The organism is Pseudobdellovibrio exovorus JSS (genome assembly GCF_000348725.1).
GTDB lineage: Bacteria > Bdellovibrionota > Bdellovibrionia > Bdellovibrionales > Bdellovibrionaceae > Pseudobdellovibrio > Pseudobdellovibrio exovorus.
In genome coordinates, this window is record NC_020813.1 from 2,113,382 (window position 1) to 2,128,585 (window position 15,204).

Genomic DNA, 15,204 nt, shown 5'->3' on the forward strand with positions numbered 1-15,204 from the left:
TCTAATCTTGCGCTTTTTTAGTAAAGAAAGAAAGGACTTTGTCGCCATAATCCCTGAAGTCATAGCGGTACAGATGCTCGTAATTTTCTTCCATACGCTCTTTTTTATGGGACTCAATGGCTATTAAAGTTTCACTATCAAAACATGAACTCTGGTCTAAAGCGACCATCACATCATGGGCCATTTTCTCTGTAAAGGGAGGGTCTGCCAGAATCAAACTATATGGCTTTCCCTGATAGCGCTTTAAGTACTGTAATACATCTTGCTTGTAAATTTTGTACTCGCCATCGTCGAGCTTCAACAGCTCTGCATTTTTCTTTAAGATGTTGATTGATTTCACATTCATTTCAACAAAATCGACATGTAGGGCCCCACGCGATAGGGCTTCAAATCCCAAATTACCCGTACCAGAAAATAAATCTAAAACCTGTGCTCCTTCGACGTCAGACATCCATTTATTAAATAATGTCTCTTTCACACGATCCGTTGTTGGACGGATGTGATCCGCTTGAAATGAACTCAGAACTCTACCTCTAAAACGACCGGATATGATCCTCATGTTTTACTTACCACCAATTTGACTATAGCAAATATATCTTCGAATGGCTTGGTTAGGTACTCAATAACTCTTGGGTCCTTTTGAATAAATCCGATATTGGTATCATCACCTGTAAAAGCCGAGATCACAAAAACCGGAGTGTTCTTTTTCATCTCTAACAAAACTTCATAGCCATTTTTTTCTGGCATAATGACATCTAATAAAACAGCGCGGTAATTATTGGTATTAATTTTTTCTAGAGCTTGTTTACCATTTTCAGCTTCATCACACTGAAAGCCTGCGGCTGCAAATGCCCTAACTAGGGACTTTCGAATAAGCGCTTCATCATCTACAATTAAAAACTTCATAACTTATCAAACACCAATGAAATCTTGGCGCCCTTTTCTTTTGCCGAAGAGACTCTTAAATCGGCTCCCATATTATTCATTAGTTTTTTAGAAAGATATAGTCCTAAACCAGTTCCTTCACCCTGAGCTTTTGTCGTCATAAAAGGCTGAAAGATGTTTTTTAAGATCGCCTCGTCAAAACCATCACCACTGTCTTCTACGTGGAATAAAATCTTATCCCCTTCAACTTCACTATAAACTTTAATGGTACCGGCATCTTTCATGGCCTGACATGAGTTCTTAATCAAATTAAAAAGTACCTGCTGTAAATCATGGGCATTGGCGCGAACGCGATCATCCTTTAAATCAATAAATAGACGATGTGATCGCAATGCGGTTTTTAATAAAACTATTGTGTTCTGAAGAATTTCATCAAAGCTCACTTCTTCTAAAGAAGGTTCTTTCTTCTGACTGAAATCGATAAAGTTCTTAATGATTTTTTGACAGCGCACAGTCGCTTTTAGAATTTCATTTAAGTCCGATGTGGCGGTGTTAGGTAACGACTCCACCACAGCTTTGTCTTCCAGCAAGGTTTGCACGTAGGACTTCACCCCAGTTAAAGGATTATTCAGTTCATGGGCCAAATGATTCCCTAAACGCCCTAGCGTCGACATTTTTTCTGTTTGAATAATCTGCATATGCAGCAAGTTCATTTTTGTAATGTCTTCGTAAATAACAAAGAAGAATTTCTTATGTTGAAATCTGAACTGGGAAAAGTAGGTCTTCATGGTCAGTTCATTTTTAAGAACTAACGTGGTGTTTTTGTTCTTAATGATCGGACAGCTCTCACAGGGAGTTTCGCGGCCTGCTAATAATTTATAGCAGTAGCTTTTTTCTTCAAATGGATAGTTGGCTTGATAAATGCGGAAATCTTCATCCACAACATGCGTAAACCCAGGAAAAGACTTAAATGTATTCTTCCAACGATCGACAACAACTTCTGTTTCTTTTTCAATCATCCAGCGATCAATGTACATGCTGGTGATCGCCAACCGTTCAGCAAAATAATCTTTAATTCTTTGCCAGTTCGTCTGTTGATCTACTGTTTCGATAAAAACAAAGGACTCGCGTGAAATTTCAGGCAATTGCCATGCGGCCACCTTGCCGACGGGGCGTCCCCACACACTGGCTAACTGATTCGATATTTTCTCGGATTTAAAGTCCAAATACGGAGCTAATGTCGTCGACTCAGAAGATCCATCGAAAAACAATATCTTCGATTTACCTGATTGCGTTGTCATTCCTAAACCAATCAGATGAACTCGCCCCATTTTTTTCAGGTCTTTCCAGATAAACCTAAAGAGTTTTTCTAGGAAATCGTAACTGACAGATTCAGATTGAATAAAATCTAAAAAGTGTAAAAGACTCTTTTCATTTCTGTTCTTTTCACTTTCTTCAACATGGGATTTTTCAAGACTTTGAATTTTTTTTTCGTTTTCATTCGAAAGCTGGCTATTGAGTTCCTCTAGCTCTTTTCGCTTTTTCTGAATCTCGGACTTAACTTGACTGATCTGGGATTTCTTTTCAGTCTTAGATTTAATTGTCAGTAAAATATCTTCTAACTGCCCGTCTTCCGGTTCAATAACATAGAGGCGGGATACTTCGGCAATATTCTGTAGTCGATCTACTTGTACATTTTTATCAGCAGAAACTAAAACTCGAATTTGCGAAGGCTCAAATGAAAATCCTTCTAAATAATCCAGATCTCCAATAAAAATCGCCCCTTCAGTTGAAGAGGCGTTCAGTTCGAAAAAACTATTCAATCCAGCTATATTACTTAATATAGTTTTAACATGATTTTGATACTGAGGTTGAACCTGAACTAACACTCCTCAGAAGATATCACATTCCAGCATGATCTTCTAAATTTTTTTTGACCTGCTGAAAGTGACCTTGCGTTGGATTTTCCAAAATCAACTTGTTCACTTCAAAAAAAGCAGGACCATACAATCGCTGATCTCTTAAAACTCGTATGTAACAAGAGCTCATTTCTTCATCAAAGTCATGGCGATCAAGGTAGTACTGAATTTTACCAATAACCTCATCGACTTTTTCCACACTGCGACCGCACCACTGAGCCAATAACTTCAATCCCGTCGCATTTTCAGGGTTAACATCCAAAGCACGCTCTAAATTTGCTAGTGCTAATTCTCGGTCACCCATTTCGTCATGTAAAATAGCTAGGCTCACCCATGCACGATCATTTTGTGCATTGAGTTCAACTGAGCGACGAAACTTATCTAACGCCATATTTTTATCATCTTCGGCCAAAGCGACGAGTCCCATCGCCCAAACAAGAAGCGCATCTTCTTCATGGCCTTTGCTTTGTTCTGCCAACTCGCGAATGCCCTCGTGATCTGAAAACTCAATATAAACACGCACCAAACAGTGTGTTAATGAGCGTTGCTGTACATGAGTCAAATCACGCTCTTGCAAAAATAAGCCTATATCCAAAGCTTCATTCAAACGCCCTTGCGTATAAAGCACATACATCAAATCCAAATAGGCTGCGGAAGAATCTGAAATTTTAGCAGTGGCCGTTAATGTTTTTACCAGCCCTGCATAGTCAGCCAGCGCCGTTTGCGTCTGCGCTAACAAACCTAAGAAATACAAATTGTGACTGTATTCATTTGAAACTTCGACTAGCTTTCGCATAGCGGAAGAATAGCGTTGAGATTGCAGATCACCCTCGATCTGACCAAAGACTTGAGTTTGCGGCATCATGCCCTCCGAAAAAGCGACACATCATATGTCGCATATATTTCGAAAGCAATGATGGTGCCATGCCCAAAACTTATTTATGAAGTTTGATTCTTTTTTCAACCAAGATCTCTGACAGCCAGTCAAAACTCTGACTGGCTCTTCATCAAATCTAGACTAAAATCAAATAGCGCCGTGACCAATGGTCATGCTGACGCTTGCGACTTAAGCAGCTGTGATCTTATATCCACCTAAAGCTTTGCGCGCTTTTTTCACACCTTGTAGTTCTTGGATGATTTGCGACTTCGCGCTGTCAATCAATCCCAAGATAACTAAATCTTGCTCTAAGATGCGTTTTACATAAGCTTCTTTCGTGCGCAACATATCACGGATTTGTGCTTTTTGCTCTTCCGTGTATTGCCCACTTACATCTTTATGTAATTGGTGCGATCTGTGGATTTCATTATCAATGTACTTAATAATTTTAAGTAGATCTTCCCGTTGATGATAAAATGTCTCAAGCTGATCAAACCCTCCAGCTTGCAATCGAGTGATCTCGGACTCATTCAAAGAGAAAAACTTCTCTAGAAAATGGTTTTTCTCGTTCAAAAATTGTATTAAGCGAATCATGCTGCCCCCCCTTTTTGTTCACTTTCCTTTTTCAACTTCTCGACGGCCAGTTTCCAGCCATCATAAAGGTTCTCTAGAATCTTCAGATTTTCTCTGAGAGGTTCCGGATCACCCTTCAAGTTCGCCTGTGTATAGCGTTCCATCATATACACATACAGTTGTTCTAACTGTTGAGCCAATTCGCCTCCAACTTTGTGGTCCAGCGTTGCATTCAGCTCGGCAATAATGTCAAAAGCCCTCATTAAATTATGAGAACGATCTGCTACTTTTTTCTGTTCTGCACCTTGAATGGCAAGTTTAGTGAACTTGATTGCTCCTTCGTAAAGCATAAGCAATATCTGCTCACGGCTTGCACTCAGTACAGATGTCTGTTTGTATTTTTGATACGGATTCGCCACTTAGTTATCCCCCCCCGCCAATTGCTGCCGAAGCACCTTGGGTTTGTAATTTCGACATTGATTCTTCCATTTTCGCAAATTGTCTTCTGAGCTGCTCTTCACGTTTGCTGAGCATTCTTTCTTTTGCATCGATACGACGATCAATTTGTGACATTCGCTCTTGCATAGATTTTTTACGTGTTGTCACTGGTCCACTTTGCGCATCTACAATGCTGCCAAGTCTATTTTTCATTGTCGTAACGAATCCGTTGGTCACAAAATCGCCACGTAAAAACTCCACTACATCTTCTGGGTTTTCCGATACGATTTTATTAAATTTATCCTGATTCAAATTCAATGTACCATTACGATTAAACTCGACACCCAGCTCTAGTATTCTTTTAAATTTACTATTCGTCTGCTGAGGATCTTGAATCATGCTGCGCAGACGGCTTTCCGTCATACGAACCATGCTATCACCACCCAAAGGACCCAAACGCTGATTCCCATCACGATCGGGTGTTAACTTATTCTGATTTTGAATAAAAGCTAATGCTCCATTGTAGGAATCCACAAATGTCTTGAGTTTGTCCGCGATGACTTCGTAGTTCTCAGTCACTTTTAAATTCACGACTTCATTAGGTTTAGCCTTTTTAAGATCTAATACGACCCCTGGGATCAAATCGGTGATTTTATTTTCTGTTGCTTCAAACTCGTGACCATCAATTTTGTATTTGGCATTTTGCGCTTTATTCGTCGCTACAAATTGTAAATCGCGACGACCATCTAATAAATAGACTGTCGGGAATTTAACTTCATTGTCATCACCCGTTTTCAAGCCCGATATTTCTAATTTAAAACTGTCTTCTTTATCACTGCGATCATTCACGACCATCGCTCGCACTCCCGCACCTGAACGATTAATCGCCGCAGCTATCTTTTCAAGAGTTGAGTCGCCCTCAGTGATGTAAACTTCTTTTTCGCCCTCTTCCGTTTGGAATTTAATATATCCTACTCCCAAAGTGGTTTTATCTTTATCAGGGAAGCCATTTGTTACAGCAGATGGTTTTCCCGCCAACTGTACAACCTCTAACGTCCACTCGCCTTTTTCGGCCACGTTAGGATCTAAAGTTCCCGTTATGATATCTGGGAAACTTGATTCAAACTTTCTGTCGACGAAACCTCTGGCTCCGACAATCGATGTTAAATTTTTTGAGATGTCGTTAATTTTAGTTTCAAGATCGGTAACTAATTTTACTTTATCTTCAATTGTATTTTTCTGACCTTGCATCTGCTTAATAGGCATGCGTTCTGCTTCGATCACTTGATCGACCAGATTGGGTGGTAACCCGCTTGCTAAGCCATTAATTCTTACAGACACTTCAGTTCCTCCATGAATTGAAGAGTATTACCTTCTATTATTATTCCAGATAATATAGAAAAACCGTGAGTCAATTGATTGGCTTAGACGAAATACGAGTAGGCAAAAACGACCTGTTTTCCCTAGGAAATTCAGCCCTTGGTCTTAAGTTTTGATGATTTTTAGAGTCTTTAGATCTGTCTTTCGACACTCTTAAGCTGTACGCTTTAAAAGCTGGCCCTTTGTCCCCGCCTGAGCAGGCTCTTCAAAGATGTCCCATAGATCATATTCCGCAATTTTGCGGATCAGTTGTCCTGTAGAATCCTGTACCAAAGCGTATTTCACGTCATTTTCGTAAACCGCTAATACCACCCACTGCATATCTTTGATAAAACTTTTCTCTCGTAACAGAGCCAAAGCTTTTTCAAATTGCTCGCGTGACATTCTTTCTTTTGGTTTTTCTTTTTGATAGGACTGCTGTCCATTGGCATCACGATCATGAGTATTATCCGCTTGAATAGGCTTATCCACTTGCGCAACGTTTTTAACTGTCGCCGTTGTCACAGAAGAAGTAGCAGTATTTCCAAGAAGATTCTTGATATTCATACTGTATTTATCGGCAGATTTTAAAGAAGACTTAAACTGAGATTTTTCTAAAGAAAAGACTGCCAGAAAGACTAGTCCAGAAACGGAAAAACGAAGGTTTGGTGACCCAAACCCTCGACAAGTATTATTTTGGACAGGGCGGAGGTCATCGCCCCGCCCAAAAAACTTAGATTACTAAATTATTATCCAATTAATTTCAGAGCCATTGATGGCATTTGGTTAGCTTGAACCAATGTCGCTGAAGTACCTTGCAACAAGATGTTGTTACGAGCTAAGTCAGAAGTTGATTGAGCTACGTCAGTATCACGGATACGAGAGTTAGCTGCGCTCAAGTTCTCAGACATAGTACCTAATACGTCAACAGTTGATGACAATCTGTTTTGTAAAGCACCCAAGTTAGCACGTGAACCATTCACTGTTGATTGAGCAGAATCTAAAGCTGTTAAACCAGCTCTTGCACCCTCTTTAGAAGAGAAGTCGATGTCATTGATACCCAATTTAGCAACAGTTACATCTGTTTGTGAAGAGTCATAAGAAATCCAGTCAGTAGCTTCGTTAGCACCAGTACCTACGTGGATATCATATACACCACCAGAACCATTTAACAATTTACGATCACCGAATGATGTAGATTCAGCAACACGTTGAATTTCCGATTTTAAAGCATCTACTTCTTTTTGGATGAATCCACGCTCTTTATCACCGATAGAGTCAGAAGCAGCTTGAACACCTAGTTCGCGAAGACGAGTTACAAGGTTTGAAACCTCACCCATACTTTGCTCAGCAGTTTGTAACATTGAGATACCGTCGTTAGCATTACGAGATGCTTGACCGAATGAACGGATTGTTGATTTTAATCCTTCACTGATAGCCAAACCTGCAGCATCGTCACCGGCTTTAGTGATTCTTGAACCAGTTGACAATTGCGCCATACTTTTTTGCATCTCTTTAGAGTTAGTGTTCATAACTCTTTGTGCATTAATCGACGCTACGTTTGTTGAAATTCTCATTCCCATTTTAGACCTCTTTCTTTAAAGCCTTTGTCTTTGCAAAGTGCTTTGTACACGTTGGTGACTTGCTCTCGTCATGCGTGATTCCTACAATCGAAAACTTATTGGCAGTCACACCTTTAAGCCTTCTCGGTACCAAGCCCGTCGAGTCTGGGTCGTTGTTGTTGATGTACCTTTCGGCTAGTCTGTATGGCGCTTTAGTCTCGTCCTGCAAAACTAGACCTTCGTCCAACGGAAACTGGACTAAAGTTTTGAAAAATAGACCATTTTATAGGGTTTTTGCACGATTTAGGGCCTAAAAGGCCTTGGTCCCAACCAGTCTGTATAGGACCTTTCGCTGTCAGACCTCAGTCTTTGCGACCTTTAGTAGATGTCTAGTCGTGATTCTGGATTTTTCACTCTGTAAGCAGAGTGTTTTCAGAGGGAAAATTCACATTTTTCAGAAATAAAAAAGGGTTGCGTGAGCAACCCTTTTACGAATGAAACTTAAGTTTCAACAGCGACGTATTAGTCAGCTTTTTTAAGTAAGAACTTTGTTGCTTCATCACCTAAAGCGTCGATCACAACATTCACTTCTGCACCTTTTGCAGATCTTAAGCTCTCTGCATTCACAGTCGTTACATCAATATTTACTTTCACTTCACTTAATAAATCAGACTGACATTTCATATCTGCAGAAAACTTATTTCCCGCAACACTGTACTTACCTTTACATGCGATTGGCTGTGGTAACTCAGATGTGCTCACTTTAAAATCCACATCGCCACCGGCTTTTAATTCAAAACTAGCTTGAATCGTACCCGTGTCTGCATCTACAGCTTTATACTTTCCTAATTCCACATTACTTGCGAATGCAGATCCTGAAGCGACTAATAATAAAGATACTAAAATTGATTTCATAAGGCCCTCTCTCCTTTTGGTTTTTGGTTTCGGTAAACTATATGCCAATGCTATTCCAGCCCCAAAGGTGTCTAAAATGCTTCTGTGACCATTTCGCTGTATAATTTTCCTAAGCTGAGACACTCTACGCCAAACAATCTAAAATTTGTTTACATATTAACAAAAAGAAAGGGGCACCTAGGTACCCCTTCAAAAGCTTTATATTGATTTAAGCCCTTTTAAGCCTTTCAAGCCTTGAAGGCTTAGTCGTTCTTTTTCAACAAGAACGGAGTCGCTTCGTCACCTAAGGCATCGATAACCACGTTTACACGTACGCCATCTTTGCTTCTTAAGCCTTCAGGAGTCACATTCGTGATGTCGATTTGTACGCTCGCTGTAGGCAAAAGCGGAGTTGGGCAGTTTACGTTAGCAGTGAAAGTGTTACCTTTTACACTGTATTTACCTTCGCAACCCGGAGCTGGCATTGTGAAGTCCGGAGATTTCACTGTGAAGTGAACAGTTCCGTTTGCTCTTAATTGAAAGTCAGCGATGATACTTTTCGTATCTGCATCTACTGCTCTGTATTTTCCTAATTCAACTGTTGCTGCGTTAGCTTGAAAAGCTGCGGCTAAAACTAAAGACATCAATAATGACTTCATGTGTACCCCTTTATGTAATGTGGCATTATTACTACACTGACTTTGAAAAGCCTGTAAAGGGACTTAAGTCTTGACATAGAGCGAAAACTCTAGAAATTTTGCTTACTATTCGAGCGCTTTAAAAGGCTCTCAGACGAAGGCAACGAAGGATCAGAGCCTTTTAAAGTGCTCTGAATAAAAAAGCCCTGATGGCAGTCACCATCAGGGCGGGGTTCTGAAGTTATCTTATTAGGGTGACAACCTCAAAGGATCACCAAAGCACATTAACCCAGCAACTTCATCACAGCATAAGGCTGCTGGTTGGCCTGAGCCAATACTGATAGACCCGCAGATTGTAACATCGTCGCCGATGCCAAGTCCGAAGACTCTTTCGCAATATCCGCATCCGCGATACGCGAGCGGGCCGCACTCATGTTTTCGTACTTCACATCCAACCCATTCACGGTCGATTCTAAGCGCGACTGAATCGCACCAAAACTCGCACGCATGGTGGAAACTTTTTCGAGGGCCTGTTCGGCATTACTTAATAAATCCCTAGCTCCGGACTTACTTGTAATGTCCACAGAATCTAAATTCAATTCGGAAGAGGTCGCATTCCCTTCAATCCTGTAAGTAATAATATTTTCTTTTCCAGAGTCAGATCCCACATGGAAGTCAAATGCAGCATTTGATCCGTCCAGTAACATCTTTTCGCCAAATTTTGTTGTTTTCGCAATACGATCAATCTCGTCGGACAAACTCTTCGCCTCTAACTGTAAGTATTGGCGCTCTTTCTGTCCCACGGAATCGGAAGCCGCTTGCACTCCTAATTCACGTAAACGCGTGATCAAGTTAGAAACCTCGGACAATCCACCCTCACCGACCTGAGTCGCTGAGATCGCATTGAAGGCATTACTTCTGGCTTGCGCTGTCGCTCGAATCTCGGATTTCATATTTTCCGAGATCGCTAAACCGGCCGAGTCATCAGCAGCCCTTACGATACGCGAACCTGTGGATAGTGCCTGCGAGGCATGTTCTAGCTTTTTCGATTGCGCCGCTAACGATCTTTGCGCGGCTATCGAAGCCATATTCGTTGTCACCCTTAAACCCATATACGTCCCCCTTGGATAATTTGTTGTTACTCTTTCTTTTGTTAAAAACTTTAAAATTATTGGCGAAGGACCTACGAAAAACTCAGGGTGACTGACCTGTGAAGTTCGTAGGTACGCCTAAGAAGGGATTTGGGGTCTTATCACAGCTTCAGAGAAATCTTCTGCCGTGGAAAGAGATCCGAGGTCACTTATTAGTTCCGCCAACGTGTACGGATATCTCTTCGGACCTAGGTCTAGGTAACTTTAGCCTTTGGTCTAGTTTTTTTTATGAATTTTAATAAGTATATGATTTTATTGATGATTTATTTTTGAAAAAGCCAGCCCAAGGTCTAGCTTTAAAGCGACTTAGGTCCAGTTCAGATCTTTTTTGCGACAGTTGAATCTACTGAAAAATCAGATTTTATCGTGTTTTTAAAGGCTCGATCGCACTGACTTTACCCGCAGATAAAATCACTCGCTGCTGCGACATGGAAAGCACGTCGTCTTGATCGTGCGTGATCAAATAGACTGGAATTTCCAACTGTGAAATCACATTTTTTACGAGAGAGCGCGCCTCGGCGCGCAGCTCTGGATCTAATGCTGAAAACGGCTCGTCTAAAATCAACAGTCGCGGATTCGACATCAAAGCTCTGAGTAAAGCGATTCTTTGTTTCTCTCCGCCAGAAAGATTTTGTGCCCGAGTTTGCCAACAGGATTCGACAGATAAAGTTTTTTTCAATACCTCTAACTTTTGCATCGCTTCGGAATAGTGATTCCCTCTGTGACGTGAGCGCAAAACCAATAAAACATTTTCTTCTGCACTCAAGTGGGGAAATAAATCGTAAGACTGAAAAACAACTCCGATGCGGCGATCTTCCATACGCATTTTATTCAAGTCTTCACCTTTAAAAGTCCATTGCCAATCTGTATCGGGCTTTAGCAGTCCCACCAGAATATTCAGCAATGTGGTTTTTCCAGCTCCGGAATGCCCGACAATAGCTGTCACACCGGATTCAGGAAGCTGTAATTCGGGAATATCTAAAACAAAATCCTCTGTCTTATAACGCAAATTTTTTATAGACGACATAGATCACCTTCACCGCAGTGTAAACAAGAACCATCACTAAGACCCAAAATACTAAAATGTAAAAGCTAATGAGGTAAGACAGAGCCAAGCGATAGCTACTTAAAAAACCCGCCGAAATCATTCCCAGTGTTTGCGTCTGTATTCCTAAAGACTTCACAATAGCATAATCACTGCTTAGCCATAAAACCAAAAAAGAGGCCCATGCCAGCAGACGTGTTTTGAGCTGACGAAAAATAATTTCAGAAATAATCACTCGTTTGGAAATCCCTAAAGCTTTAGCGATATTTATCTGGTGGCTTAAGTTTTCAATCGGTTTTTGCAAAAATAATTTAAAGAGCGCTGGGAATAACAAAACGCTCATGCCAAAAATTATTTTTGTCTGGTCAAAGTCAGCACTGACCGGAAAAATCAAATAGAAAGCAAACCCTGTCACCACAGTGGACACCGAGATCATGTGCACAGCTGAGTTAAAACGACCACGCTGAATAAAATCCAAAAGCCACAGGATCAGCAGCACCCCATTCATCAGCAAAAATAGCAGCACTGTTTTTAAAGTGAACGATGTGGCTGCAGCTAAATCCCATATGTACATAAAAAGAAATGGGACTTGCGCTAACGAAGTCGTAACACCTCGTAAATAGCCACCAATATAAAGAAGCAAGTAAACCAAAACAAAAACTAAACCTGTGAAAGAGACTAAATAGCGACCTTTAACAAAGACCTCTTTCGGGCGGCGCTGCTCGCGAAAAATCAGCACACTCAGAAAGAAAATAAGTAATGTCTGCAAGAAACCTAAAGTGACGGCCATATTCCAGTTATGCTCCACAAAAATCTTTTCGTAGATAAGCACTTCCAAATTAAGACCACGACCACCACCCACCATCAACGGCACGGAAAAGCTCGAAAAACAGAAAATAAAAATAATAAAGAAATTCACCCAAAGATCTGCCTTCAATGCAGGAAAATAAATACGGCTTAAAAACCTCAATCTTCCTATGCCATAGACTTCGCTGATCAAAGCCATGCGGCCCATTTTGTTTTCTGTCGACCACAATGTCAGCAAGGTTGCAAACCCCAAGTTAATCACACAAAAGACAAGAATGATTCCATAGGTGCCCATCGGAAACGGATTCACCAATGAAAAGATAATTAATATGGAATAAAGAGCCGGAAAAATTTGAGGCAGCATTAAGAGCTTTTCAACCCAAGACCGTGTCTTTGAACCTAGAGCCATAAGGCCTTGGCTCATCGGAATACTTAAGACAGTCACAATAAAAGCGGCGGTTCCCGCCTGCCACGTTGAATTCTTTAACGCGAAAAAGATCTCTTCCGTTGAAATCGTAAACTTCGGAGAAAAATACTTAAACAAAATAAAATAGGGTGCCAAAAAGCAGACAAACAGCCCAAAACTTAGAAATGAAAAATTCGCGAAAAAGTTTTTAGAGCCCTTCATTCTTTCGAATCTCAGACCAAGTGGCTACCCACTTTTCTATTTCAGCCGGTTCATAGAACTTTGCAGGAAGAGTTCTATAGATCTTAATCGCATCAAATAGGGTTCCCTCTTTTGCGTGTTCGATAACTGGCAACATATAGTTTTTGCTCATGATAATTTTTTGAGCCTCAGCCGATAATAAAAAATTCACAAACATCTCGGCCGCTTCACAGTTTTTACATGTAGCTGGAATTCCTGCGAACTCCACTTGCAGTGGAAGAGGCTCTGTCGTTTCAATACTAAAATAGCCCGCATCAGACTCTTCTACTTGATGGTAAATCGGCGACGTCACATACGAAAAAACTAAATCCACTTGTTTGTTAGTGAACAGTCCATAAGAAGCTGACCAGCTTGGGGAAAAACTATGAGCCTGCTTCGCCATTCCTTTTAGGTACTGCAAAGCCTCATCTGGTGATTTACTTAAGAAAACCCACGATAAAAACTGTAATCCCGGAGAACTGGTGCGAGGGTCCTGTAAAGCAATTCGTCTGCTGAATTGGGAATGCAGTAAATCCGATATGCTCGAAACTTCGTAAGTAAAATCTTTGCGAGCGATAAAGCTCATCGGCGCCCAGTCATAGGGAATGAAGTTTTTATCGTTGGCTACAGCCGCAATACTGCTGGCAAACTTAATATTCTGATTACGAGGAATGTCCCGCCACTGTATTTTACTTGCAGCACGAATAGCATCAAACTGATCAATCCCTAAAACCACATCAGCTAAAGAGCTCTCGTTTTCAAAACTGATTTTTTGTAGAGCCATTGCCAAATCTGAAATTTCAATAAACTCAACTTTGAAAATATTTTGTTTTTCGAAAGCTTCTTTCAGAGCTGGGCCCGCACCCCACTTCGCAACAAAGGAAGAAGACGCATACACGTATATTTTTTTATCTTCACTTTTATTAGCACTATTTTCGCTATAAAAATAAATACCCAATAAAGCGACAAAAACAAAAACTATAAAACCAACAAAGTGCTTCATTCACTACCACCAAAGACCACGACGACGTTTATAAAAATAGTAATCGACGCCAAGACAGCGTCCCGCACCCACCCATGCCAACATAATGTGGCAGGCGATTAAAAGCTTAAAGAAAATTTCCTGATCAACGGAATAGAATGTCATGTAGTTTAAGCAAAGCAGAATCGCTAAAGCAGAAACTGGGCGAACCACATAGCCAATGATATAAGACACACCCACAACAAGTTGCAGAGCAATGATAATAAATGCATAAATCTGCCAGTTCGGCACAATTTGCTCGCTTAAAAGTAAGCGATACCATGCAGGAATTTGAGCTTTGTTTAACGCCGCCACAAAGACATCGGAGTATCCGCCGACTTTCATCACAAACTTAGGCCAATCTTGAACAACTAAATCGAGATAATAGTATCCCAAGAAGATGCGAAGAAAAGACATAGGCAGTAAATGCCCGACATATTTGATACTCTCGAAGTAGGCTTGAAGCATGACTAAGCCTACCTAAACTCCACGCTTAGGACAAGCTTCCTGAAGAAAACAGATATCACATTTAGGACTACGTGCTACACAGATTTCCCGACCATGTGCGATCAAATAATGCGACAGCATGATCCAGTCCTTCTGTGGACACATCTTATTGAGTTTCATTTCGATTTTTACCGCATCGGTCATTTTAACCCAGCCAAAACGATTCGACAGTCTTGTGACATGAGTATCCACGACAACACCTGACGCTATACCAAAAGCGTTCCCCAAAACCACATTGGCAGTTTTACGGCCCACACCGGGAAGTGCGTGCAGCTCTTCTAGCGTCTGTGGAACTTCACCCTTGTACTTTTCCACAAGCTCTTGCGCGCACATTTTGATATTGCGAGCCTTATTGCGAAAAAAACCAGTGGATTTAATGATCTCTTCGATTTCTTCAACTGGAGCCTCGCTCATACTGAAACTATCGGGATACGCTTCAAATAGATGCGGAGTCACTTTGTTAACTCGCTCATCAGTGCATTGTGCCGACAGGATCGTGGCCACTAAAAGCTCAAATGGATTCGTGAAGTGCAAAGCACAGTGAGCATAGGGATAATGTTTTTTTAGTTTTTTAAGGACGAAATCAAACTCGACTTTTGTCGCAGATTTTTTAGTAAGCTGCCGAGAAGAACTAACCTTCCGATTCGCCAAAGTCACCGATGGCCTCTACAGGACATCCCTCCATCGCCTCTTTACATGCAGCTTCTTCTTCTGGAGTATCGGGTTGCTTCACCACAAAGGCGTGGCCATCTTCTTCGTGCATGGCAAAGTTTTTCGGCGCTGAAAGAACACAGGCGTCACAGGCAATACAAGACTGATCAACAAACATTTTACCTGGTTTGTTTTCTTTCCATTTCTGATCCAGCTCAGCCATATGCCTCC

General features: G+C 41.0%; 18 protein-coding genes. All 18 read right to left on the reverse strand.

The annotated features are described in order from the left end of the window. Nucleotide 1: 1 nt before the first annotated feature. The 18 genes from rsmD to A11Q_RS10550 all read right to left on the reverse strand — a co-directional run bounded on the left by rsmD (nucleotide 2) and on the right by A11Q_RS10550 (nucleotide 15,196). On the reverse strand, nucleotides 2-559 hold the full coding sequence (gene rsmD, locus A11Q_RS10460) for a 16S rRNA (guanine(966)-N(2))-methyltransferase RsmD (protein WP_015470782.1): 558 nt from the start codon (nucleotides 557-559) through the stop codon (nucleotides 2-4). Next, the gene (locus A11Q_RS10465; protein ID WP_015470783.1) at nucleotides 556-906 is read right to left on the reverse strand and encodes a response regulator; all 351 of its coding nucleotides are present in this window, start codon (nucleotides 904-906) and stop codon (nucleotides 556-558) included. The genes rsmD and A11Q_RS10465 overlap by 4 nt, the downstream gene beginning before the upstream one ends. Beyond that, nucleotides 903-2,774 carry a sensor histidine kinase gene (locus tag A11Q_RS10470; RefSeq protein ID WP_015470784.1) on the reverse strand — a complete coding sequence of 624 codons (1,872 nt, stop codon included), beginning with the start codon at nucleotides 2,772-2,774 and terminating at the stop codon, nucleotides 903-905. Before A11Q_RS10470 ends, A11Q_RS10465 begins: the two co-directional genes overlap by 4 nt. A 13-nt stretch (nucleotides 2,775-2,787) precedes the next feature. Continuing rightward, nucleotides 2,788-3,669, reverse strand: a complete 882-nt coding sequence (locus tag A11Q_RS10475) for a tetratricopeptide repeat protein (RefSeq protein WP_235044602.1) — start codon at nucleotides 3,667-3,669, stop codon at nucleotides 2,788-2,790. Nucleotides 3,670-3,870: 201 nt separating this feature from the next. Then, the gene (locus A11Q_RS10480) at nucleotides 3,871-4,275 is read right to left on the reverse strand and encodes a hypothetical protein (protein WP_015470786.1); all 405 of its coding nucleotides are present in this window, start codon (nucleotides 4,273-4,275) and stop codon (nucleotides 3,871-3,873) included. After that, nucleotides 4,272-4,673, reverse strand: coding sequence for a flagellar export chaperone FliS (gene fliS / locus A11Q_RS10485; RefSeq protein WP_015470787.1), 402 nt, complete (start codon nucleotides 4,671-4,673; stop codon nucleotides 4,272-4,274). The genes A11Q_RS10480 and fliS overlap by 4 nt, the downstream gene beginning before the upstream one ends. Nucleotides 4,674-4,677: 4 nt before the next feature. After that, nucleotides 4,678-6,033 carry a flagellar filament capping protein FliD gene (gene fliD / locus A11Q_RS10490; RefSeq protein ID WP_015470788.1) on the reverse strand — a complete coding sequence of 452 codons (1,356 nt, stop codon included), beginning with the start codon at nucleotides 6,031-6,033 and terminating at the stop codon, nucleotides 4,678-4,680. Between the two features lie 192 nt (nucleotides 6,034-6,225). Continuing rightward, nucleotides 6,226-6,618, reverse strand: coding sequence for a hypothetical protein (locus A11Q_RS10495; protein WP_015470789.1), 393 nt, complete (start codon nucleotides 6,616-6,618; stop codon nucleotides 6,226-6,228). Between the two features lie 182 nt (nucleotides 6,619-6,800). Then, nucleotides 6,801-7,634 carry a flagellin N-terminal helical domain-containing protein gene (locus tag A11Q_RS10500; protein WP_015470790.1) on the reverse strand — a complete coding sequence of 278 codons (834 nt, stop codon included), beginning with the start codon at nucleotides 7,632-7,634 and terminating at the stop codon, nucleotides 6,801-6,803. A 501-nt stretch (nucleotides 7,635-8,135) separates the two neighbouring features. Next, nucleotides 8,136-8,528 (reverse strand): hypothetical protein, encoded by a 393-nt coding sequence (locus tag A11Q_RS10510; RefSeq protein WP_015470791.1) that lies wholly within the window; start codon nucleotides 8,526-8,528, stop codon nucleotides 8,136-8,138. Nucleotides 8,529-8,770: 242 nt separating this feature from the next. Continuing rightward, entirely contained in the window at nucleotides 8,771-9,166 is a 396-nt protein-coding gene (locus tag A11Q_RS10515) for a hypothetical protein (RefSeq protein WP_015470792.1), read from the reverse strand. Nucleotides 9,167-9,429: 263 nt separating this feature from the next. Further along, complete coding sequence (locus tag A11Q_RS10520) at nucleotides 9,430-10,257, reverse strand: flagellin N-terminal helical domain-containing protein (RefSeq protein ID WP_015470793.1); 828 nt, start codon at nucleotides 10,255-10,257, stop codon at nucleotides 9,430-9,432. Between the two features lie 400 nt (nucleotides 10,258-10,657). Continuing rightward, the gene (locus A11Q_RS10525) at nucleotides 10,658-11,323 is read right to left on the reverse strand and encodes an ATP-binding cassette domain-containing protein (RefSeq protein ID WP_015470794.1); all 666 of its coding nucleotides are present in this window, start codon (nucleotides 11,321-11,323) and stop codon (nucleotides 10,658-10,660) included. Continuing rightward, nucleotides 11,295-12,692 (reverse strand): ABC transporter permease family protein, encoded by a 1,398-nt coding sequence (locus A11Q_RS10530; RefSeq protein ID WP_148284988.1) that lies wholly within the window; start codon nucleotides 12,690-12,692, stop codon nucleotides 11,295-11,297. Before A11Q_RS10530 ends, A11Q_RS10525 begins: the two co-directional genes overlap by 29 nt. A 70-nt stretch (nucleotides 12,693-12,762) precedes the next feature. Then, the gene (locus A11Q_RS10535; protein WP_015470796.1) at nucleotides 12,763-13,797 is read right to left on the reverse strand and encodes a thiamine ABC transporter substrate-binding protein; all 1,035 of its coding nucleotides are present in this window, start codon (nucleotides 13,795-13,797) and stop codon (nucleotides 12,763-12,765) included. Nucleotides 13,798-13,800: 3 nt separating this feature from the next. Continuing rightward, entirely contained in the window at nucleotides 13,801-14,283 is a 483-nt protein-coding gene (locus A11Q_RS10540) for a hypothetical protein (RefSeq protein WP_015470797.1), read from the reverse strand. A 12-nt stretch (nucleotides 14,284-14,295) separates the two neighbouring features. Then, nucleotides 14,296-14,979: an endonuclease III gene (gene nth / locus A11Q_RS10545; protein ID WP_015470798.1), complete on the reverse strand. Its 684-nt coding sequence runs from the start codon at nucleotides 14,977-14,979 to the stop codon at nucleotides 14,296-14,298. Continuing rightward, a complete protein-coding gene (locus tag A11Q_RS10550) occupies nucleotides 14,954-15,196 on the reverse strand; it encodes a ferredoxin (protein WP_015470799.1) in 243 nt (80 codons plus the stop codon). Before A11Q_RS10550 ends, nth begins: the two co-directional genes overlap by 26 nt. Nucleotides 15,197-15,204 lie beyond the last annotated feature (8 nt).

Coding starts and splice junctions, on each gene's coding strand:
- rsmD (WP_015470782.1), bottom strand. CDS start 559: ATGAGGATCATATCCGGTCGTTTTAGAGGTAGAGTTCTGAGTTCATTT.
- A11Q_RS10465 (WP_015470783.1), bottom strand. CDS start 906: ATGAAGTTTTTAATTGTAGATGATGAAGCGCTTATTCGAAAGTCCCTA.
- A11Q_RS10475 (WP_235044602.1), bottom strand. CDS start 3,669: ATGATGCCGCAAACTCAAGTCTTTGGTCAGATCGAGGGTGATCTGCAA.
- A11Q_RS10480 (WP_015470786.1), bottom strand. CDS start 4,275: ATGATTCGCTTAATACAATTTTTGAACGAGAAAAACCATTTTCTAGAG.
- A11Q_RS10495 (WP_015470789.1), bottom strand. CDS start 6,618: ATGAATATCAAGAATCTTCTTGGAAATACTGCTACTTCTTCTGTGACA.
- A11Q_RS10500 (WP_015470790.1), bottom strand. CDS start 7,634: ATGGGAATGAGAATTTCAACAAACGTAGCGTCGATTAATGCACAAAGA.
- A11Q_RS10510 (WP_015470791.1), bottom strand. CDS start 8,528: ATGAAATCAATTTTAGTATCTTTATTATTAGTCGCTTCAGGATCTGCA.
- A11Q_RS10515 (WP_015470792.1), bottom strand. CDS start 9,166: ATGAAGTCATTATTGATGTCTTTAGTTTTAGCCGCAGCTTTTCAAGCT.
- A11Q_RS10520 (WP_015470793.1), bottom strand. CDS start 10,257: ATGGGTTTAAGGGTGACAACGAATATGGCTTCGATAGCCGCGCAAAGA.
- A11Q_RS10525 (WP_015470794.1), bottom strand. CDS start 11,323: ATGTCGTCTATAAAAAATTTGCGTTATAAGACAGAGGATTTTGTTTTA.
- A11Q_RS10535 (WP_015470796.1), bottom strand. CDS start 13,797: ATGAAGCACTTTGTTGGTTTTATAGTTTTTGTTTTTGTCGCTTTATTG.
- A11Q_RS10540 (WP_015470797.1), bottom strand. CDS start 14,283: ATGCTTCAAGCCTACTTCGAGAGTATCAAATATGTCGGGCATTTACTG.
- A11Q_RS10550 (WP_015470799.1), bottom strand. CDS start 15,196: ATGGCTGAGCTGGATCAGAAATGGAAAGAAAACAAACCAGGTAAAATG.